This window comes from Sphingomonas beigongshangi (assembly GCF_016820445.1).
Lineage (GTDB): Bacteria > Pseudomonadota > Alphaproteobacteria > Sphingomonadales > Sphingomonadaceae > Sphingomonas > Sphingomonas beigongshangi.
This window is the reverse complement of sequence record NZ_JADHDT010000001.1, coordinates 439008-463568: the sequence shown is the minus strand read 5'-3', so window position 1 is coordinate 463568 and position 24561 is coordinate 439008. Positions and strand designations below refer to the sequence as shown.

General features: G+C 67.8%; 25 protein-coding genes and 1 tRNA gene. 13 read left to right on the top strand and 13 right to left on the bottom strand.

Translation table 11 applies throughout. The features are described 5' to 3' along the window. Positions 1–43 precede the first annotated feature (43 nt). Complete coding sequence (locus tag IQ292_RS02175; protein WP_203308656.1) at positions 44–1402, top strand: NAD-dependent succinate-semialdehyde dehydrogenase; 1359 nt, start codon at positions 44–46, stop codon at positions 1400–1402. Between the two features lie 4 nt (positions 1403–1406). On the opposite strand, the gene IQ292_RS02170 is transcribed toward IQ292_RS02175, so the two are convergent. The 6 genes from IQ292_RS02170 to IQ292_RS02145 all read right to left on the bottom strand — a co-directional run bounded on the left by IQ292_RS02170 (position 1407) and on the right by IQ292_RS02145 (position 6701). Beyond that, positions 1407–1601, bottom strand: a complete 195-nt coding sequence (locus tag IQ292_RS02170; protein WP_203308655.1) for a hypothetical protein — start codon at positions 1599–1601, stop codon at positions 1407–1409. 105 nt (positions 1602–1706) lie between these two features. Beyond that, the gene (locus IQ292_RS02165; RefSeq protein WP_338057568.1) at positions 1707–3377 is read right to left on the bottom strand and encodes a sensor domain-containing diguanylate cyclase; all 1671 of its coding nucleotides are present in this window, start codon (positions 3375–3377) and stop codon (positions 1707–1709) included. Between the two features lie 143 nt (positions 3378–3520). After that, entirely contained in the window at positions 3521–3778 is a 258-nt protein-coding gene (locus IQ292_RS02160; RefSeq protein ID WP_203308653.1) for a hypothetical protein, read from the bottom strand. Continuing rightward, positions 3769–3981 (bottom strand): hypothetical protein, encoded by a 213-nt coding sequence (locus tag IQ292_RS02155; protein ID WP_203308652.1) that lies wholly within the window; start codon positions 3979–3981, stop codon positions 3769–3771. Before IQ292_RS02155 ends, IQ292_RS02160 begins: the two co-directional genes overlap by 10 nt. A 74-nt stretch (positions 3982–4055) precedes the next feature. Beyond that, positions 4056–6371, bottom strand: a complete 2316-nt coding sequence (gene clpA / locus IQ292_RS02150) for an ATP-dependent Clp protease ATP-binding subunit ClpA (RefSeq protein ID WP_203308651.1) — start codon at positions 6369–6371, stop codon at positions 4056–4058. A gap of 135 nt (positions 6372–6506) precedes the next feature. Beyond that, on the bottom strand, positions 6507–6701 hold the full coding sequence (locus IQ292_RS02145; RefSeq protein WP_203308650.1) for a DUF1192 domain-containing protein: 195 nt from the start codon (positions 6699–6701) through the stop codon (positions 6507–6509). 77 nt (positions 6702–6778) lie between these two features. Between IQ292_RS02145 and IQ292_RS02140 the strand changes: the two genes are divergently transcribed. Together IQ292_RS02140 and IQ292_RS02135 are read left to right on the top strand one after the other, a co-directional pair. Continuing rightward, positions 6779–7780 carry an NAD(P)H-quinone oxidoreductase gene (locus IQ292_RS02140; protein ID WP_203308649.1) on the top strand — a complete coding sequence of 334 codons (1002 nt, stop codon included), beginning with the start codon at positions 6779–6781 and terminating at the stop codon, positions 7778–7780. 77 nt (positions 7781–7857) lie between these two features. Further along, entirely contained in the window at positions 7858–8541 is a 684-nt protein-coding gene (locus IQ292_RS02135; protein WP_203308648.1) for a hypothetical protein, read from the top strand. Positions 8542–8665: 124 nt separating this feature from the next. Here IQ292_RS02135 and IQ292_RS02130 read toward each other — a convergent pair whose 3' ends face one another. Next, complete coding sequence (locus IQ292_RS02130; protein ID WP_203308647.1) at positions 8666–8917, bottom strand: hypothetical protein; 252 nt, start codon at positions 8915–8917, stop codon at positions 8666–8668. Between the two features lie 192 nt (positions 8918–9109). Between IQ292_RS02130 and IQ292_RS02125 the strand changes: the two genes are divergently transcribed. The 3 genes from IQ292_RS02125 to IQ292_RS02115 all read left to right on the top strand — a co-directional run bounded on the left by IQ292_RS02125 (position 9110) and on the right by IQ292_RS02115 (position 11412). After that, positions 9110–9781: a DUF1013 domain-containing protein gene (locus IQ292_RS02125; RefSeq protein WP_203308646.1), complete on the top strand. Its 672-nt coding sequence runs from the start codon at positions 9110–9112 to the stop codon at positions 9779–9781. A gap of 133 nt (positions 9782–9914) precedes the next feature. Continuing rightward, complete coding sequence (locus IQ292_RS02120) at positions 9915–10772, top strand: dienelactone hydrolase family protein (RefSeq protein WP_203308645.1); 858 nt, start codon at positions 9915–9917, stop codon at positions 10770–10772. Between the two features lie 19 nt (positions 10773–10791). Then, positions 10792–11412 (top strand): glutathione S-transferase family protein, encoded by a 621-nt coding sequence (locus IQ292_RS02115; protein ID WP_203308644.1) that lies wholly within the window; start codon positions 10792–10794, stop codon positions 11410–11412. A 252-nt stretch (positions 11413–11664) separates the two neighbouring features. On the opposite strand, the gene IQ292_RS02110 is transcribed toward IQ292_RS02115, so the two are convergent. Together IQ292_RS02110 and cpdR are read right to left on the bottom strand one after the other, a co-directional pair. Next, a tRNA-Val gene (locus tag IQ292_RS02110) sits at positions 11665–11739 on the bottom strand. Positions 11740–11784: 45 nt separating this feature from the next. Next, the gene (gene cpdR / locus IQ292_RS02105; protein WP_203308643.1) at positions 11785–12162 is read right to left on the bottom strand and encodes a cell cycle two-component system response regulator CpdR; all 378 of its coding nucleotides are present in this window, start codon (positions 12160–12162) and stop codon (positions 11785–11787) included. A gap of 97 nt (positions 12163–12259) precedes the next feature. On the opposite strand from cpdR, the gene IQ292_RS02100 reads away from it, so the two are divergent. Then, positions 12260–13099 carry an N-formylglutamate amidohydrolase gene (locus IQ292_RS02100; RefSeq protein WP_203308642.1) on the top strand — a complete coding sequence of 280 codons (840 nt, stop codon included), beginning with the start codon at positions 12260–12262 and terminating at the stop codon, positions 13097–13099. Positions 13100–13277: 178 nt separating this feature from the next. Here the strand turns inward: IQ292_RS02100 and IQ292_RS02095 are convergent, their stop codons facing one another. The 3 genes from IQ292_RS02095 to IQ292_RS02085 form a co-directional block, all read right to left on the bottom strand. Beyond that, positions 13278–13826 (bottom strand): cytochrome b, encoded by a 549-nt coding sequence (locus tag IQ292_RS02095; protein WP_203308641.1) that lies wholly within the window; start codon positions 13824–13826, stop codon positions 13278–13280. Positions 13827–13961: 135 nt separating this feature from the next. Then, positions 13962–14723, bottom strand: a complete 762-nt coding sequence (locus tag IQ292_RS02090; protein ID WP_203308640.1) for a SapC family protein — start codon at positions 14721–14723, stop codon at positions 13962–13964. Positions 14724–14785: 62 nt separating this feature from the next. Next, positions 14786–16219, bottom strand: a complete 1434-nt coding sequence (locus tag IQ292_RS02085; protein WP_203308639.1) for an FAD-binding oxidoreductase — start codon at positions 16217–16219, stop codon at positions 14786–14788. 79 nt (positions 16220–16298) lie between these two features. Here IQ292_RS02085 and IQ292_RS02080 point away from each other — a divergent pair, with 79 nt between their 5' ends. The 6 genes from IQ292_RS02080 (at position 16299) to IQ292_RS02055 (ending at position 22923) form a co-directional block, all read left to right on the top strand. Then, on the top strand, positions 16299–16751 hold the full coding sequence (locus IQ292_RS02080) for a hypothetical protein (protein ID WP_203308638.1): 453 nt from the start codon (positions 16299–16301) through the stop codon (positions 16749–16751). Positions 16752–16850: 99 nt separating this feature from the next. After that, complete coding sequence (locus IQ292_RS02075; protein ID WP_203308862.1) at positions 16851–18296, top strand: DEAD/DEAH box helicase; 1446 nt, start codon at positions 16851–16853, stop codon at positions 18294–18296. Between the two features lie 13 nt (positions 18297–18309). Further along, entirely contained in the window at positions 18310–18516 is a 207-nt protein-coding gene (locus IQ292_RS02070) for a DUF1289 domain-containing protein (RefSeq protein ID WP_203308637.1), read from the top strand. A 64-nt stretch (positions 18517–18580) separates the two neighbouring features. Continuing rightward, positions 18581–19003, top strand: a complete 423-nt coding sequence (locus IQ292_RS02065; protein ID WP_287980511.1) for a hypothetical protein — start codon at positions 18581–18583, stop codon at positions 19001–19003. A 252-nt stretch (positions 19004–19255) separates the two neighbouring features. Continuing rightward, positions 19256–21586, top strand: a complete 2331-nt coding sequence (locus IQ292_RS02060) for a TonB-dependent receptor family protein (RefSeq protein ID WP_203308636.1) — start codon at positions 19256–19258, stop codon at positions 21584–21586. 2 nt (positions 21587–21588) lie between these two features. After that, positions 21589–22923, top strand: coding sequence for a PepSY-associated TM helix domain-containing protein (locus tag IQ292_RS02055; protein WP_203308635.1), 1335 nt, complete (start codon positions 21589–21591; stop codon positions 22921–22923). 33 nt (positions 22924–22956) lie between these two features. Here the strand turns inward: IQ292_RS02055 and treF are convergent, their stop codons facing one another. Then, on the bottom strand, positions 22957–24552 hold the full coding sequence (treF, locus tag IQ292_RS02050) for an alpha,alpha-trehalase TreF (protein ID WP_203308634.1): 1596 nt from the start codon (positions 24550–24552) through the stop codon (positions 22957–22959). Positions 24553–24561: the final 9 nt, after the last annotated feature.

The window sequence follows — 24561 nt, the reverse complement described above, 5'->3', positions numbered from 1 at the left end:
CAGGGCGCGGGATCGGGCAAGCATTCCAAGCGTTCGCCGACGCATGTTCACCAGCATCAATCCCGCGACCGGCGAGGCCGGAACTCCGATTCCAGAAATGACCGCCGACGCGGTAGAGGCGCGGATCGCGCGCGCCGCGGCGACGTTCGCGACGTGGCGCGTGTCCTCCTATGACGAGCGTACCGATCTGCTCGAACGGATCGCGGAAGCGTTCGAGGCGGACAAGCGGCGGCTCGCGGAGATCGCGACGCGCGAAATGGGCAAGACCCTCTCTTCCGCGATCGCCGAAGTCGAGAAATGTGCCGCCGCCTTCCGTCATTATGCGCAGGAAGGGCCGTCGATGCTGGCGCCCAAGTCGTTCGAGACGGCATCCGGCCCGGCGACGGCCCGCTGGCTGCCGATGGGGCCGGTGCTGGCGGTCATGCCGTGGAACTTCCCTTATTGGCAGGTCATCCGCTTCGTCGCGCCGACGATCATGGCGGGGAATGTCGGGCTGCTCAAACACGCCTCGATCACGCAGGGGTGTGCCGCCGCCATCGAGGAAACGATCATCGCGGCCGGCGCACCCGCCGGACTGTTCCAGAATCTCGCGATCCGTTCGGACAAGGTGCAGGCGCTGATCGACGACCCGCGGATCGTCGCCGTCACGCTGACCGGCAGCGAGGGCGCGGGCATGAAGGTCGCGGAGGCCGCGGGACGCAACCTCAAGAAGGTGGTGCTCGAGCTCGGCGGCTCCGACCCGTTCATCGTCATGCCGTCCGCCGATCTCGACAAGGCTGTCGCCCAGGCCGTCAAGGCGCGCGTGCAGAACACCGGCCAGTCGTGCATCTGCGCCAAGCGCATGATCGTCCATGCCGATGTCTACGACGCGTTTCTCGACCGCTTTTCCGCCGCGATGCGCGCGGTGAAGGCGGGCGATCCGATGGCGAGCGACACGGACATGGGCCCCTTGTCCAGCGAGGAGCAGCGGCAGACGACGCTTGACCAGCTCGCCGCCATCCAGCAGGCGGGCGGCCGGCTGCTGTTCGGCGGAGAGGCGCTTCCAGGCAAGGGGGCCTATATGTCGGCGGGCGTGCTGGTCGATGTTCCGATCGATCATCCGGCCGCGCAGGAGGAGCTGTTCGGCCCCGTCGCGATGGTGTTCAGGGCGGATGATATCGATGCCGCCATCGCCCTTGCCAACGACGTGCCCTTCGGCCTCGGATCCTCGGTCTGGACGAACGACGCCGCAGAGCGGGAACGGTTCGAGCGCGACATCGCGGCGGGCATGACCGCGGTCAACGCCATGCTCGCCTCGTCACCCGAAGCGCCCTTCGGCGGGATCAAGCGCTCCGGTCACGGTCGGGAACTCGGGCCCTATGGCCTGCACGAGTTCATGAACCTGAAGACGGTTTTCGGCTGATCGGTCAGCGCAGGCGCTGGGTCCAGGTGTAGAGGATCGAAACGCCGACGAGGCCGAAGTCGATCGCGGCCTGCATCCGGTGGGGCGTTGGATCGGCCATGTCGTGCGTGATGACGCGAATGTCCGCGGTCGGGTGGCGCACGGCGAGAATCGCGATGGCAACGCCCACCCCAATTGCAATCTTCCGCCGGTCGCTCATCCGCGTGTCTCCCGGCTGCGAACGCTAGCATCGACGCGAATTTAAGGCCAGTAGTTTAGAGTGTGATCCACGTGCGTGGACGATCCAGCTATGCTGGATCGCACACTAGGCGGCGGAGTAAAGCCGCGCGGCGTCGCGAACCCGGTCGCGGCCTGCCGCCTTCGCTTCGAAGAGCGCGCGATCGGCACAGCGGTAAAGGGCTTTCCAGTCCGTTTCGCGTACCAGGGGGCCGTTGCAGGTGCCGATGCTTGCGGTGACGGTGAGGTCGAAAGGCATCCGTTCCGCCCGCATCGCGTCGAGCGCCCGGTCGGCGTCGAAGCCGGACGCGGCGGGCACGAGCAGCGCGAATTCCTCACCGCCGAATCGCGCCACCAGGGCGCCCGGCGGTGCCACGCTTACCAAAGCCCGCGCGACGCGTCGCAACACCTCGTCGCCCCCGTCGTGGCCGATCGTCTCGTTGACCGCCTTGAAATGATCGATGTCCGCGATGACGAGCTGCTGGTCGCCCTCTCTGCCGATGGCCTGTTCGAGGAATGCGCGGCGGTTGAGCAGTCCCGTCAGGGGATCGGTTGCGGCCAGCAGGCGAGCGGCGATCTCCTGCTCGCGCGCGACATCGCGCTCAACGCTGAGAAGACGGATGCGGTAGGCGACGCCAAAAGACGACAAGGACGCTTCCAGTGCCATCGCCAGCAACGTCGACTGATCGATCCACCAATGCCAGCCGATGACGTTCATCGCAGCGAGCACGCGCACCGAACAGAGGGCGACGGGCGCGCCCCATGCGATCGCGAAGATCCAGAGATGGTTGCTGCGCACCCGCCACGCGCGCCAGAGCACGGCCCCGACAAGTCCGATGAGCAGGAGATAGGACAGGTTCACCGCGAGGTTGATCGCGACGGCAAAACGCGGGGAGAGCAGCGCGAATGCCGAGGCGGTCGCCAGCACGCCGAGCCCGACCGCGGTGCTGGCCGGGCGCAACCAGCCATCGAAGACGCGCCGTTCGAAGAAGGTGCGCGCAAAGGTGACGGCCGCGGTCGCCGCGGCGGCCAGCAGCAGATAATTCAACCGCATGCGATCGTTGTTGTCGATCGCGGTGATCTGTCCCAGCAGGCCGGACGAACTGAACGCATAGCCGAGCAGGCACAGGACCATCAGGCAATAGGCCGGCTGGAAAGCCTGGCGCAGCGCTGCCCACAGCGCGAGATTGTAGATCAGGAGCGCGATGCACATGCCCGCGAACGCCGCGTAGAGCGCCGCCATTGCGAGTTCGTATCGGGCACTGTCGGTATAGTTGCCGACGAGCGGGCCATTGACGATGCCGCGCAGGTTCAACGATCCGCGGACATGCCACAGCAAGCGGGTGGGGGGCGCCTGCCGCGGCGGAACGATCAGCTGGAATGTCGCGCCCAGCATCAGCGCGCGGCCAGCAGTGCGGCTGTCGAAGCCGGTGCGTCGGATATGGCCGTCGGCATACAGGATATAGAGCGCGACGCCGTGCTGCCACGTGCTTGCGAACCGAACCGTCGCCGCGCCTTTGGGCAGCGGGCCGAGCTTCTGCGACAATATCCAGAAATCGCCAGAGCCGTACGCATTCTGCGGCCCCTTGCAGTCGAACCGGGCGGTATGGGCGAACAGGCGTGCCGGCGTGTCACCGGGACGCGCGCGCGTCACACAGGTCGCGACCGGCTTGCCCGGCATCGCCATGGCGGGCATCGGGCATGCGAACAGGGTCAGCGCCCCCAGCAGCGCGAACAGTCGTGACAAGGCAATGTTCACCGACATCGCATTGGCGATACGGCGGGTTCACCAAGCAATGGTTAACGCGGCAACAGGACAAGCTGATGCGTGGAGTGCGGCCGAGGCGCACCCAACGCCTGTGGAGCTTTTCGGAGGCGTCCAGCGCAGCGCGCCGCGGCGCGTCAGCGGAGAGGGCTGCCGCATTGCCTCACGGCCAGGACGAACGCCGTGGGTCCTTCGCCATGGACACGCAGCACGAACGGGGCAAGGAGCGGGACATCATGGCATCCGTCGGTATGGATCGGCGCTGCGTCGAGCCGCCGGCTCGTATCCACGATCGCCCATGCCAGCCGCAGTTCGCCGCCGCCCCCGATGGCGCGCAGGTAGCGGCGAACGTGTTCCAGATCGGTGACGGCCCCTTCCGTCCAGATCAGCGACATCGCGGCGCCTCGTCGCCCGTCTGGCTCCACATGCCAAGCCACACGGTCACCGCCTCATTTCCGAGCAGTCGCCCCGCGGTAATGTCGCGATAACCGCGCATGTCGAGGCGACGGATCGCCGCTGGATTGTCGAACAAGGCGTGATCGTCGAGCGATGCATCATCGTCGTCCGGGCAGCCCGGGTCATGTCCGTCGGTGTTCATGCAAACGAAGATACGGCGAAAACGGAGCGAATCTCGCCGAGACCGCTCCGTTTCGGATCAAAAAGGGCGAAGGCTCAATCGGCGTCGATCGGCTCCGCCTTTCCCTTCTTCTTGGGCTTCTTCGGGGCCGCGGGCTCGATGCCGAACGACAGCTGGCCGTCCTTCAGCCGCACGGTCACCTCGCCGCCATGTACCAGCTTGCCGAACAGCAGCTCTTCGGCGAGGGGCTGCTTGATCTTCTCCTGGATGAGGCGACCCATGGGACGCGCGCCATACAGGCGGTCATAGCCCTTTTCCGTGAGCCACGTCTTCGCGGCTTCGTCCAGATTGATATGGACCTGCCGATCCGCCAACTGCAGTTCGAGCTGGAGGATGAACTTGTCCACCACACGCGCCACGACTTCGGTCGGCAGGTAGCCGAACGGCACGATCGCATCCAGGCGATTGCGGAACTCGGGCGAGAACATCCGCTGGACCGCCTGCTCGTCCTCACCCTCGCGGGTCAGGTTGCCGAAGCCAACCGTCTCGCGCGCCATGTCGGCGGCGCCGGCATTGGTCGTCATGATGAGGATGACGTTGCGGAAGTCGACGGTCTTGCCGTGCTGGTCGGTCAGGCGGCCGTTGTCCATCACCTGCAACAGGATGTTGTACAGGTCCGGGTGCGCCTTCTCGATCTCGTCGAGCAGCAGTACGCAATGCGGGTTCTGATCCACCGCATCGGTCAGCAGCCCGCCCTGGTCGAAGCCGACATAGCCCGGAGGCGCGCCGATCAGCCGGCTGACCGAATGGCGTTCCATATATTCGGACATGTCGAAGCGCTGCAGCGGAATGCCCAGGATCGCGGCGAGCTGCTTGGCGACCTCCGTCTTGCCGACGCCCGTGGGCCCGGTGAACAGATAGTTGCCGATCGGCTTTTCGGGATCACGCAGGCCGGCGCGGCTGAGCTTGATCGCCGCACTGAGCTTCTCGATCGCGCCGTTCTGGCCGAACACCACGCGCTTGAGGTCCGTCTCCAGCGTCTCCAGCACCTTCTTGTCGTCGGAACTGACCGACTTGGGCGGGATGCGCGCCATCGTCGCGATCACCGCCTCGATCTCGCGCGCGGTGATCGTCTTCTTGCGCTTGTTGGCAGGCACCAGCATCTGCATCGCCCCGACCTCGTCGATCACGTCGATCGCCTTGTCGGGAAGCTTGCGGTCGTTGATGTAGCGTGCCGACAACTCGACCGCCGACTTGATCGCGTCGGGCGTGTACCGGACCGAATGATGTTCCTCGAAGGCGGACCGCAGACCGGCGAGGATCTTGATCGTGTCCTCCACCGTCGGTTCGTTGACGTCGATCTTCTGGAACCGGCGCAGCAACGCGCGGTCCTTCTCGAAGTGGTTGCGGAATTCCTTGTAGGTGGTCGAGCCGATGCAGCGGATCGTCCCGCCCGACAAGGCCGGCTTGAGGAGGTTCGAGGCGTCCATCGCACCGCCGCTGGTCGCGCCGGCGCCGATCACGGTATGGATCTCGTCGATGAACAGCACCGCGTGCGGCATCTTCTCGAGCTCGGAGACGACCGCCTTCAGCCGCTCCTCGAAATCGCCTCGGTAGCGCGTGCCGGCCAGCAGCGCGCCCATGTCGAGGCTGTAGATCACCGCCTCCTTCAGGACGTCGGGCACCTCGCCCTCGACGATCTTGCGCGCAAGACCCTCCGCGATCGCGGTCTTGCCGACGCCGGGATCACCGACATAGAGCGGGTTGTTCTTGCTGCGGCGGCACAGGATCTGGATCGTGCGATCCACCTCCGGCCCACGGCCGATCAGCGGATCGACCTTGCCGTTCTTGGCCTTTTCGTTGAGGTCGACGGTGAACTGCTTGAGCGCGCTCTCGCCCTTGCCCTTGTCGGCCGCGGCTTTCGGCTTTTCCTCCTCCGCGCCCTTGGGCGGTGCGGCCTCCGCCGCCTGGCCGCCCTTGCCGACGCCATGGCTGATGAAGCTGACCGCGTCGAGACGGCTCATGTCCTGCTGCTGCAGGAAGTAGACGGCATAGCTTTCGCGCTCGCTGAACAGCGCGACAAGGACGTTGGCGCCGGTCACCTCGTCGCGGCCGGACGACTGGACGTGCAGGATCGCGCGCTGCACGACGCGCTGGAACCCGCTGGTCGGCGACGGATCGGTGACGGCATCGACCTTTAGCGCGTCGAGTTCGGTATCCAGATAATGGGCGACGGTGGTCTTCAGATCGCCGAGATCGACGTTGCAGGCCTCCATCACCTTCGACGCATGCTCGTCGCCGATCAGCGCGAGGAGCAAATGCTCCAGCGTCGCATATTCGTGGCGGCGGGACGACGCGGCCTCGAGCGCCTTGTGCAGCGTGGTCTCGAGCGCGGGGGCGAAGGATGGCATGAGAAACTTACTCCACTCGGGCCGCGGACAATGACGCGACCCTTTCCACCAATGTCGGTATCGCGGGGCCGTCCATCAACCGGTCGGGCATCGTACCGGCGCGTATCGAACGCGCGGGGACGGTGCCCGGTCCGGTCATCGGCGAAATAGCGCGTCGGCGCTTGCCCGATGGTTAACGGCGCGTTCGCGATGGGCGCGAATGCGGGCGATCTCCGCTTCCAGCGCCGCGACGCGCGCGTCCAGTTCGGCCACGGAAAGCGGGTCGAGGTCCTGCCGGCGCAGCGCGGCGAGCGCATCGTCGGGACGAGAGGGAAAATCGTCCGGGTCCATAACGTGGCTCAACGTTGACCCGTGGCGAAGCGATGTCAATAAGCGACGGACCGCGCCATGAACGAGGATGCGACCGGATGAGCGATATCCCCGAAACGATGCAGGCGATCGACCCGGAAGGGGCAGGCGGGCCGGAGGTGTTGCGGCTCGTATCTCGGCCCGTCCCCCAGCCCGGCGAGGGCGAGGTGCTGATCCGCGTGGCGGCGGCGGGGGTCAATCGACCCGATGTGCTCCAGCGCAAGGGAGGTTATCCGCCACCGCCGGGGGCGCCGTCGATCCCCGGGCTCGAGATTGCGGGCAGTGTCGTCGCCCTCGGCGCCGGCGTCGACCAGGCGCTGCTTGGCCAGCGGGTGTGCGCGTTGCTCGGCGGCGGCGGCTATGCCGAATATGCCACGGTCGCGGCGGGGCAGTGTCTGCCCGTGCCGGACGGACTCGAGATGTTCGAGGCCGCGGCGCTGCCCGAGACGGTCTTCACGGTGTGGACCAACCTGTTCGAGCGGGCCTTCGCCGCGCAGGGCGACACGGTGCTGGTCCATGGCGGCACCAGCGGGATCGGTACCACCGCGATCGCGCTGGGGACGTTGTTCGGCCTGACCGTGATCGTCACCTGCGGCAGCGCCGCCAAGTGCCAGCGCGCCCTCGAACTCGGCGCCGCGCACGCCATCAACTATCGCGAGGAGGATTTCGTCGAGAGGGTCCGCGCGATCACCAACGGCACGGGCGTTGCGGCGGTGCTCGACATGGTGGGCGGCGATTATGTCCCCCGCAACCTGCAATGCCTTGCCGAGGACGGGCGGCACGTCTCCATCGCCGTCCAGCGCGGCATGGAGGCGACCGTGCCGCTGTTCGATATCATGCGACGCCGCCTGACCCTGACCGGTTCGACGCTCCGGCCGCGCGACGCCGTGTTCAAGTCGCTCGTGGCCGACGAGATCGCGCGCCACGTCTGGCCGCACGTCGAGGCGGGACGATTGCGCCCGGTCATCGACCAGATCTATCCGCTCGGCGAGGCGGCCGCCGCGCATGCGCGGATGGAGGCGGGCGATCATGTCGGCAAGATCGTCCTGACCGTCGGCTGATGCGGGCGCGATCTGACACGGCCGGATCGAACCTGCCGGGCCAACGTTGAACGGGCATAACGGGCGAGGATCGGCGGATGCGGTTTTGGTTGGGCGGTGCCATGATGGCCGCGACGGTGATCAGCTGTCCCTGCGCCGCAGAAACCGCCCGCGACGTCCTGACCCAGGCTTCGTTCAACGATCGTGATCCGAACGACGCATTGAAGCGCATCGGCATCGCTCAAGCGCTCGCCGCGTCCGCGCTCAAGCGCAACCCGGACGATCGCGAGGCGCAGCTGATGCAGGCGACCGCGCTGGGGTACCGGGCCCGGCTCGACGGGAGTCGCACGGAGGCGATCGCGGCCCGTAAGCTGTTCGAGGCACTCGTCGCGCGCGATCCGCGCAACCCGGAAGCGCAGCTTGCGCTCGGTGCCTGGCATGTCGGCGCGGTGTTCCGGCTCGGCCGGTTGGGTGGCCGCGCGATCCTCGGTGCGCAGAAGCCGTTGGCCTATGCAGCCCTCGACAAGGCGGTCGCGCTCGGCGGGGATCGGGCGCTCTTCCCCGGCCTCAGCGCGCTGTTGCGGCTGGAGCTCGATCCCGGCGATGCCCGCGCGCGCCAGCTGGCCGAAGTGGCGGTCAAGGCGGGTACGCAGACCGCGATCGACCGGATCATCCAGCGCGCGGTGTCGGCGGTGCTGATACCCCTGCGCGCCGGGCGCAGCGACGAGGTCAAGCAGCTCGCCGCGGAGCTGCTGCCTTTTGGCCGCCTGCGCAAGGACTGACCGGCTCAGGGACTGGCCGCGTCAGGGATCGGCCGCCACGTCGGGCGGACCGGGCATGCAAAAGGCCCCACGGCGCCAGCCATGGGGCCTCGAAGCGCACGACCGAAGCCGGTGCGCGTTGCGATCAGTTGCTGTCCGACTTGTCCGTCGCGACGAGGACGATGGCGGTCAGCGCACCGAGGATGCCGATGCTGATCAGCGTCGCGGTCGAGACCGACGCGCCGATCTTGCTCTTGCCCGCTGCCGGGGCGGCGGCGCGCGCAATGGAAAGGCTGGCCGCCGGATTGGCGGTCGCCGGCGCGGCGGAGGCCGCGACGGGCGCGGCGGCCAGCGCGGTGCCCGCGACGATGAGCGACAGGCTCTTGAAAATGGTCATGTTTCCCGAACTCCCTGAAGATCTTCTGTTTGACGATGCGGCGCCATAGTCGGGAAATGTGACAGTTCGGTCAACGCGAGTGCCACAAAATGCCTGACGGGTTGCCCTTCGGCCACACGCGCAGTACATCGTCGTGGTACGACGGCCGCTCCGTGATGGGGCGGCCCTATTTATTTCTACGGAGTAAGACCCGTGTCCCAGCCGCTTATGCCCCATGCGACCGCTTCCTGGCTGGTCGACAACACCTCGCTGTCCTTCGACCAGATCGCCGACTTCTGCGGGCTGCACATCCTCGAGGTGCAGGCGATCGCCGACGATACCGCCGGCACCAAGCTGACCGGGCGCGATCCCGTGCGTGCGCACGAGGTGACGCAGGAGGAAATCGAGAAGGGCCAGGCCGATCCCGCCTATCGGCTCAAGATGACCAAGGGCCCCGAGCAGGTCCGTCGCACCAAGGGGCCGCGATATACGCCCGTCTCGAAGCGTCAGGACAAGCCGGACGGCATCGCCTGGATCATCCGCAACCACCCGGAGATCAGCGACGGCGCGATCAGCAACCTGATCGGCACGACGCGCACGACGATCGCCGCGATCCGCGACCGCAGCCATTGGAACATCGCCAACATCACGCCCAAGGATCCCGTGACCCTCGGCCTGACGACGCAGCGCGAGCTGGACGCCGCCGTGTCGAAGGCCGCGAAGGCGACGGGTGCCGAGCCGGCGCCGCAGGATACGCGTCTCGAGGGCGACCGCGAGGCGCTCATCGCGTCGCTGAGGGCGGAGCGCGAAGCCGCCGCGCGCGGAGTCGAGGAGGGCGAAACCGACGCCCAGGCCGAAGCGCGCGCCCTGTTCGGCGACCGCTGATCCGACGGGACGGACCCATCGCCCCCGGCGGTTCCGGGGCGGTGGATGCGCGACGCGCCTTGCGTCAACATACTGGCGGTTCGCCTATTCGTGAGCTAGCGTCGCGCCCGGATGTCGGAACGGGAGAGGCGCGATGTGCGACGAATGGACCGCCGAGGATAACGAACACCACCTGTCCCGCCGCGCCTTCGGGGCGGCGGCAGGGGCAGCGGGCATCGCGATGATGCTGCCGGTCGCCGCGGACGCGATGCCCGTCAAGGGTCGCGACGTGACGATCGCGACGCCGGACGGACACTGCGACGCCTATTTCGTCGCACCCGCGGGCGGGCGGCACCCGGGCGTGCTGATGTGGCCGGACATCATGGGCCTGCGCCCGGCGTTTCGCCAGATGGCGGACCGGCTGGCGCAGAGCGGCTATGCCGTGCTGGTCGTCAACCAATTTTACCGCTCGACCAAGGCGCCGTTCCTCAAGCCGGGCGAATCCTTCGACCAGCCCGCCGTGCGGGACCGGATCATGCCCTGGCGCGAAAAGCTGACGCCGGCCGCGACGGACAGCGACGCACGAACCTTCATCGCCTTCCTCGACAAGCAGCCGCAGGTGGATACCCGCCGCCCGCTCGGAACGGCCGGCTATTGCATGGGTGGCCCGTTCGTCCTGCGCACGGCGGCCGTCGATCCCGCCCGCGTCCATGCCGGGGCATCGTTCCACGGTGCGGCGCTCGTCACCAAGGATGCCGACAGTCCGCATCTGCTCGCGTCGAAGCTGCGGGGTGCCTATCTGATCGCGATCGCCGAGAATGACGATGCGCGAAGCCCCGGTGACAAGGACGCGCTGCGTGCCGCGTTCGCGGCGGCGAAGCTGCCCGCGGCGATCGCGGTCTATCCGGGTGCGATGCACGGCTGGTGCGTCATCGACAGTCGGGTCTACAACGCCCAGCAGGCCGAGCGCGCATGGGGCGGGATGCTCGACCTGTTTAAGCGGACTCTGTGATCCTGTCGGGGAGCGACACGTGGCCGACCTGACGCTGTATACCAATCCGATGTCGCGTGGCCGGATCGCGCGCTGGATGATCGAGGAAACCGGCCAGCCCTATCAGACCGTGGTGCTCGATTATGCGAGCGACATGAAGGGCGAGGCCTATCGTGCGATCAATCCGATGATGAAGGTCCCCGCGATCCGCCATGGCGACCAGGTCGTCACGGAAGGGGCTGCCATCTGCGCCTATCTCGCCGACGCCTTTCCGGAAGCCGAACTGGCGCCGACGGCCGCGGAGAGGGCGGACTATTATCGCTGGCTGTTCTTCGCGGCCGGACCGCTGGAGGCAGCGATCACCAACCGCTCGATGGGTGTGGAGCCGAATATCGACCAGCAGCGCATGGCGGGCTACGGCAATTTCGACCTCGTCGCCGGTGTTTTCGAGCAGGCGGTGACGCGTCATCCGTACATCGCCGGCGATCGCTTTACCGCGGCCGATGTCTTCGTCGGCTCGGCGGCGATGTGGTACACGCAATTCGGCCTGTTGCCCAAGACGGAGGGGATCATGGCCTATGTCGCGCGTCTGGCGGAACGGGCAGCCTATCGGCGGGCGGGCGAGATCGACGACGCGCTGATCGCCAAGCAGCCCGGCTGAGGCTCGTGCATCGGTAGCGGGGGGTGCCGCGCCGTTGGTGCATGGCCACCGCTCCCCATCGTCGGCGCTTGCCCCACTCGCACGTCCCGCTGACCCCAGTTGCGGTCCAGCGAGGCTGGATCGTGGCGGCACCGCTTCCGCAAAAACGGATCAGATTTTAGGGGGCGGTCCCTTGCCGTGATCGTGGCGGGACCGCTGAGGATCCTGAGACTAAAAACCCCGCTAAGCCGGTGGCCTAGCGGGGTTTTTAAGTGGTGGGCGTGGCAAGGATTGAACTTGCGACCCCTGCGATGTCAACACAGTGCTCTACCACTGAGCTACACGCCCGCCGGGAGTGGCGCTGTTAGCCGCGCCGTTCGGGGGATGCAAGCGTCAATTGATGCCGCTCGCATTTCCCGTCTCGAAGACGCGATCGACCTCCGCGACCAGGTCGCGCAGGTGGAACGGCTTGGACAGCACGCGGGCGTTCGGCATCTCGCGCCCCGCCTTCAGCGTCACCGCGGCAAAGCCCGTGATGAACATGACCCGCAGACCCTGGACCATCTCGCTCGCGCGACGGGCCAGTTCGATGCCGTCCATCTCCGGCATCACGATATCGGTCAGCAGAAGGTCGAACCGTTCCGCCTGCAGCAGCGGGATCGCGGCGGTGCCGCGATCGACCGCCGTCACCGCATATCCCGCCCGTTCGAGCGCGCGGGTGAGATATTCGCGCATCACCTGGTCGTCTTCCGCCAGCAGAATCCGGATCATGACTCGTGTCTTCGTCCCTGTTCGGCGGCGATTATGATCGCGGCACCTTAATATTTCCAGCGCACGCAACGCGCGGGCAGGCTATGGCGTGCCATTGATGGACGGTTCGTTCGACCTGATCGGCGCAACGCCGCCTGCCAGCCCGGTCATCCTGTCGGTGCCGCACGCCGGGCGCGACTATCCGGCGGCGCTCGACGCCGCCCGGCGCGTCCCGGCCTCCGCGCTGATGATTCTGGAGGACCGCTATGTCGATGCGGTGGCGCAGGGTGCGCGCGGCGTCGAGACGATGATCGTGCAACGCCGTGCGCGCGCATGGATCGACCTCAACCGCGGCGAGGACGAGCGCGATGCCCGGATCGACGAAGGCGCGCGACCGACTGCGCAGGCGCAGGCCTCCGTCAAATTGCGCAGTGGCCTAGGGCTGATCCCGCGTCGCGGCGGACCCGCGGGCGATCTGTGGCAGCGGCGTTTTACCGCGTTTGAGGTGGAGGCGCGCATCATCACGGATCATCGCCCCTATCATGCCGCCCTGGCGGACGCGCTGATCGCGGCGCGCGCACGATTCGGAGTCGCCGTCCTGCTCGACGTCCATTCGATGCCGCCGCTGGACGGAAGGACGCGCGTGGTCCTGGGCGACCGGTTCGGCAAGAGCGCCAGCCCACGGTTCGTCGCGCGGCTCAAGGCGGCCACGGCAGAGATGGGCATGGGCTGTGCCGTGAACGCACCCTATGCGGGCGGCCATATCCTGGCGCGCCATGCGGCGCCCGCCGCGGGCATCCACGCGGTTCAGATCGAACTCGATCGATCGCTGTATCTCGACAGCGCCCTCGACCGGCCGGGGCAGGGGATGGGCGCCAGTGTCGCGCTGCTCCGTCACATGATCGCCGCGGTCGAGGACGAGGCGCTGGCGGGCGGCCGCACGCTCGCGGCGGAATGAGCGCATAAAAAAACCACCTCGTGCAGCGCACGAGGTGGCCAAGGTTCAGGGAGGAGACACACCCGAAGGCGTGCCATACGGTGTCGCGAAAGGGGGGACACGGCACCGTACGATTGATAAAATAGGCAGGCGTCGATTTGGTTCAACCCCCCGGCGTCGAACGCGGTGATTTTGTCGGTCAGCCGCGATCGAGCACGGGCGCCATGCGGACCAGGATCCGGTCGCGGCGGATGAAATGGTGCCGCAATGCCGCGGCGACATGCAGCACCACCAGCGCGAGCATGGCCCAGCCGAGGACGCCGTGCGCTTCATGGCCGAAACCCGCCGCGCCCTTGCTCGCTGGCAGAAACGGCATGTTGAACAGGCCGAACCAGGTCATCGGCCGGTGCGGCCCGGGGCCCGACATCATCAGCCAGCCGGTCAGCGGCAACGCCAGCATCAGGACGTAGAGCAGCCACTGATTGGCGTGGGCCATCCCTTTTTCCCAGCCCGCCATCGAATTGGGGTAGGATGGCGCACGATGGCCAAGCCGCCAGCCGAGCCTGAGCACGGTCAGCGCCAGCACGGTCAGGCCGATCGCGAAATGCGCGCCCATCAGCGCCCGCAACGCAGGGACGCCGTCATGGCCGATACCGATGATCAGGTTCGCGATGATGAGCAGCGCGATGATCCAGTGAAACCAGATCGCGACGGTCGAATAGCGCTCGTCGCGCGGCAGGCGGCTCATCGGCAGCATCCTATGTTGGGATAGAGAGATATTGAGCTTCGCGCGCGCTGGCAGAACGGTCAAGCGCGCATGCGGAAAGGGGCGGCGCCAGAATGCCGGCACCGCCCCTTTTCATCGTCAGTCAAAAGCGCGTTGTCAGCCGATCTGCGGCTGCGGCTGCTTGCCCTGGTCCATCTGGCGCGCGAACACCTCGCGCATCAGCGACAGGGAGAAGAGATGCGCATAGAGCAGCGGCAGCATGCCCGACTGGCTCATCTTGCGCAGCTGGTCGCCGCGCAGGTTCGCCAGCTTCTCTTCGTTGATCATCTGGAAGCCGCGATAGACGAACGGCTGCTGGTTCTGGTCGACCTGGATGGTGACCTCGCCCTCCATCAGCAATTCCATCTCGCGCAGCTCGTTCATGAAATTCTGCGTGCGGGCACCGGCCTGCTCGAACTGCTCGGCGAAGCCCAGCACGCTCTTCGTGAACTCGGTGGGCTGGCCGCCCTCGAACAGCGCCTCTCCGTCCTCGAAATCGCCGATCGTCTCCGACGTCGGATCGAAGCAGAGCGACAGCTCCTCGCTGTCCGGGCGGAGGCGCGCCAGCATATAGGGATAGCGGCGGATATAGGCGGGGACGTAGAAATTGGTTTCGGTCAGCTTGCCGTCGTCACCGACGAAGACGTTGACGCCCTCGTTGAGGCCCATCAGCGCGAGTGGGATCGCATCGTCGCCGCTGGAGAAGACGATCGGCATGAAACGCTGCACCAGCGGGAATTCGTCCGTGGTGATCGGGATGGCGTGCTGGCCGGCGAGGAAGGGCGCGCTGTCCTGCGGCCGGACGCGCCAGGTCGCATGCGTCTCGCTCGAGAGCGGCTCCAGGCCATTGTAGAACAGGGGAAGCGGCGCACTGGCCATGGGAACTCTCTCCGTATCCGTGAGTTTTGGCGCGTCCGCGCGCCGACAAACCGGCCGACGCTCTATTGTGCGGCGGCAGGGCGCGCAAGCGGGACGAGCTTTCCGGGGTTGAGAATCCCCAGCGGGTCCATCGCCGTCTTGACCGCCCGAAGCATGGTCAGCCGGGCCGGCGTCGAGAGGCGGGCGAGCTCGTCTGTCTTCATCTGGCCGATGCCGTGCTCCGCCGCGATCGATCCGCCCGCCGCGACGACGAGGTCGTCGACGAAGCGCGTAACCACCGGAACATCCTCCGCATACCAGCGCGCGGGGTCGGCGCCGGGGGCAGCGCGGACATGGAAATGGATATTGCCGTCGCCCAGATGGCCGAAGCCGCTGGCGTGCGTGCCCGGGAAGCGCGCCTCGCATGCCTCCGCGGCCTCTATCATGAACCGCGGCATCGCTGCGACGGGAACCGAGATATCGTGCTGCGAAGCCGGGCCGAGCGCTCGCTCGGAGTCGGAGATCGATTCGCGGATCAGCCAGAAGCCGGCGGCCTGGGCCTCGCTCTGTGCGATCACGGCGTCGGCGATCAGCCCGTCGGCCAGGGCCTCGCCGAGCAGGCGCTCCAGCAGGGGCGCACCGCGCGGGTCGGTGATCTCAATCAGCAGGTGCCAGCCATGCTCGCCCGCCAGCGGGGCCCGGGCGGACGGCACGTGCGCCAGCACCGCCGCCAGCGATTCCCCGGGCAAAATCTCGAAACTCTCGACCGCGTCGCTGGCCTGCTGGAAACGGCGCAGCAGCGTCAGCGCCGACTCGGGATCGGGCGTCGCCGCCCAGGCGGTTGCCCGCGTCATCGGCAACGGCACGATCCGCAGCGAGGCGGCGGTGACGATCGCGAGCGTTCCCTCGCTTCCGACGAGCAGCTGTGTCAGGTCGTAGCCGCGATTGTCCTTCTTGAGCACGGCGAGACCGTCATGCACCGAGCCGTCGGCCAGCACCGCCTCCATCCCCGCGACCAGACCGCGCATCGAGCCGAAGCGCAGCACCTGCGTGCCGCCGGCATTGGTCGAGACGAGCCCGCCGACCGTCGCATTGCCCTTTGCCCCGAGGGTCAGCGGAAAGCGGCGATCGACGGCGAGCGCGGCCTCGTGGAGGTCGGACAGGATCACGCCCGCCTCCGCGATCGCGAGGCCCGCGTCCGCGTCGACATGGCGGATGCGGTTCATCCGGCGCAGCGAGAGGATCAGCGCCGATCCGTCGGTCGGCGGGGTGGCGCCACCGACCATCGAGCTGTTGCCGCCCTGTGGCACCAGCGGCACGCGGTGCGCCGCTGCGGCGGCGACGATCGTGGCCACCTGGGCGGTGTCCGCCGGGGCCAGGATGGCCGGCGCATGCCCGTGGAAGCGGCGACGCCAATCCGTTTCCCAAGGGGTGATCGCGTCGCGGTCCGTGACGATCGCCTTGGCGTCGAGATGGGGGGCGAGAGCCGCCAGCAGCGCGGATTGGCTCGGGGTCATGGCCGCGCGGCTACGCCAAGTTCATGCAGCGTTCAACGATTGTCGCTAAGGGCGCTGCATCGACCATGACCCACCGTTCATGATCCATCCGGGTTTGCCCCTGTCGCTGTTCGCGCTGCTCGCGCCCGTCACCGCGGGCGCGTGGGACGATTTTGCCGACATGCAGTTCGCGCAGGTCACGATCCACCAGCGCGTGGTGATCCGGGTCACGTCCGCACCCGCCAGCGCGGCGCGCGTCATGGCGCCGCAGCCGATCCGCTGGAAGGAGAAGAAGGGGCCGAAATGCATCGCCGTCGCCGATCTGGGCGGTGCCCTGGTCAGCGGCGATGGCGCGATCGACCTCGCGCTCACGGGCAATCGCCGTATCCGCGCCAAGCTGGGGGGCGAATGCCGCCCGATGGATTTCTACTCGCGCTTCTACCTGAAGCCCGCCGCCGACGGGCGCGTCTGCGCGAACCGCGACGTATTGAGCATGCGTTCCGGTCTGTCTTGTGAAATCAAGGGTTTCAGGACGCTGGTCGCGCAGAAATAGGCCGCGATTGCGCGTAAATCTTGACTTTCGCGCGTAAATCCGCAAGCGCGCGAAGCGATGTCGCAGGCCATCGCCGCGATCGATTTCCCGGACCTCTGCATGAGCTTTGCCGATCTCGGCCTTTCCGACGAACTCCTGAAGGCGGTGACCGACGCCGGCTATTCCGAGCCGACGCCGATCCAGGCGAGCGCCATCCCCTCGGTCCTGATGATGCGCGACCTGATCGGCATCGCGCAGACGGGGACGGGCAAGACCGCGGCCTTCGTGCTGCCGATGATCGACATCCTGGCGCACGGCCGCAGCCGCGCCCGCATGCCGCGCAGCCTGATCCTGGAGCCGACGCGCGAACTCGCCGCGCAGGTCGCGGAGAATTTCGAGAAATACGGATCGGGCCACAAACTTTCGATGGCGTTGCTGATCGGCGGCGTGTCGATGGGCGATCAGATCAAGGCGCTGGAAAAGGGCGTCGACGTGCTGATCGCGACCCCCGGCCGGCTGATGGACCTGTTCAGCCGCGGCAACATCCTGCTGACCGGCTGCTCGATGCTGGTCATCGACGAGGCGGACCGCATGCTCGACATGGGGTTCATCCCGGATATCGAGGAAATCTGCACCAAGCTGCCCAAGCAGCGCCAGACGCTGCTGTTCTCGGCGACGATGCCGCCGCCGATCAAGAAGCTGGCCGACAAGTTCCTCGACAATCCGAAGACGATCGAGGTCGCGCGGCCCGCTTCGACCAACGTCAACATCAAGCAGTGGCTGGTGCCCGTCTCGGGAACCGCGTTCAAGAAGCGCAGCGCCCTCCGCCAGCTGCTCCGGCAGGACGACGTCACCACCGCGATCATCTTCTGCAATCGCAAGACGACGGTCCGCGAGCTCAACAAGAGCCTGAAGAAGCACGGTTTCCGGTCCGGCGAAATCCATGGCGACATGGAACAGCCGCAGCGGCTAGCCGAACTCGACCTGTTCAAGAAGGGCGACATCAACATCCTGGTCGCGTCCGACGTCGCCGCACGCGGGCTGGACATCAAGGGTGTCAGTCACGTCTTCAACTTCGACGCGCCCTGGCATCCGGACGATTACGTCCACCGTATCGGCCGTACCGGCCGGGGCGGGGCGACGGGCGTGGCCTATACGCTGATGACCGCGGACGATGCCGAGAACATCGACAATATCGAGAAACTGACGGGTCAGAAGATCGATCGGCTCACGATCGAAGACGCTCCCGAGCCCGCTGAGGAAGCCCGTCCAGCCCGCCGCGAGCGGCATGGCCGTGGTGGCGAGCGCAGCGCGCCGCGGCGTGAGGAGCGCACCGACGGCCGTGGCGAGGAACGCGGTGATCGGGGCGGACGCCGCGACCGCCGCGACGCCGGGAACCTGCCGGACGCGGCTCGCGCGGAGCGCACGCATCAGGATCGTGCAGGCAGCAGTGATCGCCGTCCGCGGCGCGACAGCTACGACGACGGGCCCGATGTCGGCTGGAACGGACCGATTCCGGAATTCCTGTCGGTCTCGCTCAACGTCGACGATCCCGTCGACGCCTGAGACGGCGCGCGCGATGATCGAGATCGTGCCGGCCGAACCGGCGAGCCTCGCGTCGCCGTGCGTCAATGTCTGCACGCTCGACCCGGCGACGGGCTGGTGTCGTGGCTGCGGCCGATCGATCGCGGAGATTTCCAACTGGAGCGCCAAGCCTGCCGCGGAGCGCCGTGCCATCCTCGCCGCTTTGCCGCCGCGCATGGCACGGCTCGCCGGCCGGGGATGACCGGGCGCGGACCGATCCGATCCAGGTGGATGACAGGCGACGCGCGTCGAGGTAACGCAAGCTGGTGGATGCGCTGCGCCGCCTGATCCTGCGTCGACGCACCGTGGCGGGCATCATGCTCGCCGCGGCGCTGGCGATGCGCCTGCTCGTTCCCGCCGGCTTCATGCCCGACAGCGCCGCCGGGAACCTGCGCCTGATCCTGTGCCCGGCGGCCTCGCCGATCGATGCGCTGACGGCGGCCGGACCGGCCAAGCACGTCATGACGCGACAGGATCATCGCGAACACGGGCATCAATCCGCGCCGCAGGACGCACCCTGCGCTTTCGGCGGCCTCGCCCTCGCCTCGCTCCTGCCGGTCGATCCGGTGCTGCTCGCGGCGGCGATCCTGTTCGCCATGGTGCTGGCCGCGTTCGGGCGGATCGCGCCCACGCCACCCATAGCATTGTTCCTGCGCCCGCCGCTCAGAGGTCCGCCCGCGCGCGTCTGATCCACGAGCGTGAAAGGCGGTGCCAGTCCTCCTCCCTAACGGTCGCCCCCATAGCCTGTCCCGGATGGGCGGCCGGGCGGGGGTAGGGGCGGCACTGCCCCGATCCGGCGTTGCCGGATCGCACATCGTGGTGAGCCGGTCGAACCGCTGATCCTCGACCCCGATCGCGTGCGGGGTGCGGACGGGTCGATCCGGCATCAGCCGCTCGCGCTGCGACGCGCGAGGTCGACCGATCCCGACCAGGAACAATCCATGTCCATTCTCCTCGTTCTTGCCGCCACGCTGGCGGCGGGGCAGGGCGATCCCGCCGCGGACCGCCGTGCCGAATTGCTGCGACAGCGCGCCGCCATCGATGCCGAACTGCAGGCGCTCGACCGTCAGGGCGCCGGCCCGCCTGCCGCCCCGGAGCGCCGGGATCAACCGCGCGCCGTCGACGATATCGTCGTCACCGGCCACGCCTTGTCGCTGACCACCGACGTCCGGGGACAGACCGTCACGACCGTCGATGCCGCCGCCTTCCGCAACACGCCGGCGACGACGATCGCCGACATCGTGCGCCTGTCGCCGGGTGTCGTCGTCATCCAGGGCAACGGCCCCCGCGACGTCGGCGTGTCGGTGCGCGGCTCGAACGCGCGCAACAGCTTCGGTGCGCGCAACCTCCAGGTGTTCGAGGACGATTTCCCGGTCACCCAACCCGACGGGCTCGCCCGCTTCGATCTCACCGATCCTCACGCTTATGGCGCAGTCGATGTGGTGCGCGGCCCTTCCTCCGCGCGCTACGGCAATTATGCCCTGGGCGGTGCGATCAATTTCCGCACCCGGCGCGGCCGCGACATTCGCGGCGCCGACGTGGGCACGGATGTCGGCGGCGATGGCTATGCCAACGTCTATGCGACGATCGGCAATGCCGGATCGCGCTACGACTATAGTCTGTTCGCCAGCCTCGTCGGAGGCGATGGCGCGACGGGGCATACCGGCTACCAGACCGGAACGCTCAACGGCCTCGTCACCGTCGGGCTCGGCGATCGCGACCGCCTGACCGGCAAGCTCATCTACAACGAGGGCCTGTTCCGGCTTTCGACCCGACTGTCCTACAACCAGTATCTGGCCAATCCCTACCAGCAGGGATGTGCGCGGGCGGCGACCGCTGCGCCGGGCTGCGGCACCATTTCCGTGCTGGTCAACGGCGTCAACGGCGCGCGGATCGCACAGACCGCGGCGGAGGGCGACCTTGCGCGCAACGATCGCCGCACGATCGCGGGCCTGCGGTGGGAGCATGATCTCGACGGCGACACGACGCTGCGTACACAAGCGACGTTCGACAGCCGCGTCGTCAACCAGCCGACGGGTGCGACGCCGTTCCGCGGCACGCTGGACAGCTACAATCTGTCGAGCGACCTGACCGATCGTCATCGTCTGTTCGGCATGGATGCGACGAGTTTCGTCGGCGTCTTCTACAATTACCTCGACAACCAGAGCTACAGTTTCAACAAGACGCCGGCGGGACGAAACGGGCTGGGCGCGCCCACGCAGACGGTGCTCGGCGACGTGCGCAACCTGGGCGCGCGGGCGCGGGAGGAGCTGGCGCTGACCGATCGGCTGCGCTTCGTCGCCGGGATCGGGGGCGAACGCTCCGACATCCGCGTGCGGCAGATCGCCTACAGCTACCCGCTCGCCGCGTCGCCGGTACTGGCGACCATCCCCGCCGACCGGCGGTTCTGGAACGTCGCGCCCGAAGCCTCGCTGGTCTGGCAGGCGGTCGACGCGATACGGCTGCACGCGCGCCTTGGCACCGGCTATGGCATTCCGCAGGCGGGCAGCCTGTTCGTCACCAGCGCCGGCGTGCCGGGCAACAATGTCGCGCTGAAGGCGCAGCGGAATACCGGGATCGATATCGGCGCGCAGATCGCGCTGGGGAACCGGCTGAGCGCGGAGCTGACCGGCTATTACGAATGGTTCCGCAACGAGTTGGTGACGCAGTCGGCGGGCGTGAACCTGCTCGCCTATACCGCCAACGCGCCCAGATCGGTGCACCGCGGTGTCGAGGTCGGCCTCGACTGGAAGCCGCTGGCGGGCGTCGCCCTGCTGGCGAGCTGCAGCTACAACGACCAATATTATACCGACTTCGCGGAGCGGCTGACGGCGGGCTCGACATCGGTGGTGATCGATCGCGCGGGCAATCCGATCCCCGGCGTGGTGCCCAACATGGCGAATGTGCGACTGGGCTACGACCAGCCGCACGGCGCCTTGCGGGGATTGGGCGGCTTTGCCGAGCTGGGCTGGCGTGACCGCTATCCGATCGACAACGGCACGCTGCTGAACGTGCCGGGATACACGCTGGTCAATCTGAACCTGCACTACGATCCGCCTGCGGGCGACGATTGGTGGCGGCGCGTCAGCCTGTTCGCGAGCGTCCAGAACCTGTTCGACACGACCTATGTCGGATCGGCCTCGGTCATCGCCGATGGCATCAACGCCACCACCGGCGTGCAGAATCCGGCGAGCGTCTTGCGCGGAGTGACGGGCTCCTTCTACGCTGGCCAGCCGCGCACGGTCTATGCCGGCATGAAGACGAGGTTCTGACGATGGCGACCCAGTCCACCCGTCGCTGGCCCGGATATGTCGCCATCTGGCGCTGGCACTTCTATGCGGGGCTGCTGTGCATCCCGTTCGTCCTGTGGCTGGCGCTGACCGGTGCGGCCTATCTGTTCCGTCCGCAGGTCGAGGCGCTGATCGACCGGCCCTATGCCCATGTCGCCGGTGCCGGGCCGCGCGCGTCCGCCGCCGCGCAGGTCGACGCCGCGCTTCGCGCCGTACCGGGTGCGGTCCTGCACCGCTACCAGATGCCCGACACGCCGGAGCAGGCGGTGCAGGTGATCGTCGGCGTCCACGGCCGCGAGACGCGCGTCTACGTCCATCCGCAGACGCTCGCCGTGCTCAAGACGGTCGGCGAGCAGGACCGGCTGATGCGCGTCGTCTTCCGGCTGCACGGCGAGTTGCTGGCCGGAGACGTCGGATCCTATGTCGTCGAACTGGCAGCATCATGGACGATCGTCATGGTGCTGAGCGGCCTGTTCCTCTGGTGGCCGCGCAGTGGGGCGCTCGCTGGCGTGGTCTATCCGCGGCTGCACGCCGGCGGCAGGCGCTTCTGGCGCGACCTGCACGGCGTCACCGGCTTCTGGGTTTCCGCGATGACGCTGCTGCTGCTCGTCTCCGGCCTGCCCTGGGCGAAGAGCTGGGGCACGTATCTCAAGACGGCGAGAACCATGGTCGAGGGCAGCCCGGTCCGGCAGGACTGGACGATCGGCGCCGGTGCGGGCGGCACGCGCGCGATGGAGGGCGCCCATGCCGAGCACGGCGGCATGACGATGGATCACCCGCGCCAGTCCTATGGTCCGCTCGACCGGATGGTGGCGACCGTGAAACCGCTCGACCTCGCGCCGCCCGTGCTGATCGCTCCGCCGGCCGGCATGGGTCAGCCCTGGACCGCCAAATCGGATTCCGCTGACCGGCCGCTGCGCACCGATCTGGAGCTCGACGCCACCGGCCGCATCGTGTCGCGCAAGGGTTTCGCGCAGCGCCGGCTGGTCGACCGCATCGTCGGCTATGGCGTCGCGTTGCACGAAGGCGCGCTTTACGGCTGGCTCAACCAGCTGGTGAATCTGCTGACCGCGCTCGGCCTGATGCTGCTGGCGATCAGCAGCGTGGTCTTGTGGTGGCGGCGCCGGCCGGACGGTGTGCTCGGTGCGCCGCATGCCCGCCCACGGCCGGCACTGGCGGTCGGCCTGGTCGCGGTGATCGTGCTGCTCGGGGTCCTGCTGCCGTTGTTCGGGGTGTCGCTGGTCGCGGTGCTGCTCGTCGAGCGGCTGGTGCTCACGCGCCTCCCAGCCGCGCGGCGATGGCTCGGGCTGGCGGGGTAGGTCGTCCCACCCCTCCCGCGTGCAGCGTGCAGCCTATCGGCGCGGGTCCGCGATCAGGCCGGGCCAGCGCGCGTCGATCGCACTGGCGACGCCGTTGGTCCAGCCGAAGCCGTCCTGGTTGGGATACTCGCCGCCGCCGCCGGGCTTGCGCTCCTCAACGTCGTATTTCTCCAGCATCTTGCCCGTTTCCGCATAGGTCCGGGACACGGTGCCCATCCAGCGGCGGGCGATGTCCTTCGCCAGCGCCTGCTCGCCGCTGCGGGCGAGGCCATCGATCGCCACCCATTGCAGCGGGGCCCAGCCGTTCGGCTCGTCCCACTGCAGCCCGGTGCGCTGCGTGGTGGTGCGCAATCCGCCCTCGCCGAGCAGGCGGGCACGCACCAGCGAGGCGGTGGCGCGTGCCTGCGCCGGCGAGGCGGCGCCGACGAACAGCGGGAACAGCATCGCGGCGCTGATCGCGGCGGTCGGCCGCCTTGCCCCCAGGTCCCAGTCGGCGAAGCGCCGTTCGCCAGCCACCCAGAGGTAGCGCGCGATCGCCCCGCGGCGCGCGACGGCGCGCCGGCGGAAGTCGTCCGTGCAGGCCCGGTCGCCTGCCGCCGCGCAACGCGTCGCGATCCGCTCCTCCATCGCGAGCATCAGGCTGTTGAGGTCGACGGGTACGATCTGCGTCGTCCGGATCGTCGCCAGCGTCCGGCCGTCGGCAAGCCAGCGGCTGGAAAAGTCCCAGCCGCTTTCGGCCGCGGCACGCAGGTCGCGGTACACGGTCGCGGTGTCGCGGCCGGCCTTCGCCGCCTCCGCCCCCGTGGCGACGTCCTCCGCATAGGATTCGTCGCGCGGCGTGTCACGGTCGTCCCAATAGCGATTGAGCAGGCTGCCGTCGGGCATGCGCACGACACGCGCACAGGCGCCAGTCCTGGCGACGCAGGCGGTGCCCTGCATCCAATAGGCATATTCGCGGCGCAGCGCCGTCAGCCGCCGGGCGGCGAGCGCCGGGTCGGCGTCGCGCGACAGGTCCAGCATCAGCGCGAAGAAGGGGGGCTGCGACCGGCTGAGATAATAGCTGCGCATGCCGTTGGGGATATGGCCATAGCGCTCGATCACGTCGGTAAAGTCCGCCAGCATCGATTCGACCAGCGGCTGCTGCCCGTCGGCGACGAGGCCGAGCATCGTGAAATAGCTGTCCCAATAATACATCTCGCGGAACCGGCCGCCGGGTACGACATAGGGTTCGGGCAGCGGCAGCGCGGAGCTTCCGGGCCTGGCGGCCTCGGGCTGGCGGACCAGCATCGGCCACAGCGACCGGACATGCGCGCGGACATCGGTGGCGTCGTGATCGTTGACGCCGGGTACGGTGAAATTGGCAAGCACGAACGCCTTCAGGTCGCCGATCCGCGCGCGATCGAAATCCGCCATGATCGCGGCCGGATCGCGTTTCGGCACGGCGTCGACGAACGTCTTGCCGTCCGGGAAGATCTTTTGCGTCTGCACCTCGACGAACAGCGGACCGAACAGGTCGGCGGGAGAGGGCGCGCGCGCTTCGGCAGTGGGGGATGCCTGCATCGCCCCCGTCATCGCCGGGATGGTGGCGAGCGCGGCGCCGGCTGCAAGACGTGAAAGAAAACGTGCCATGTGCCTCTC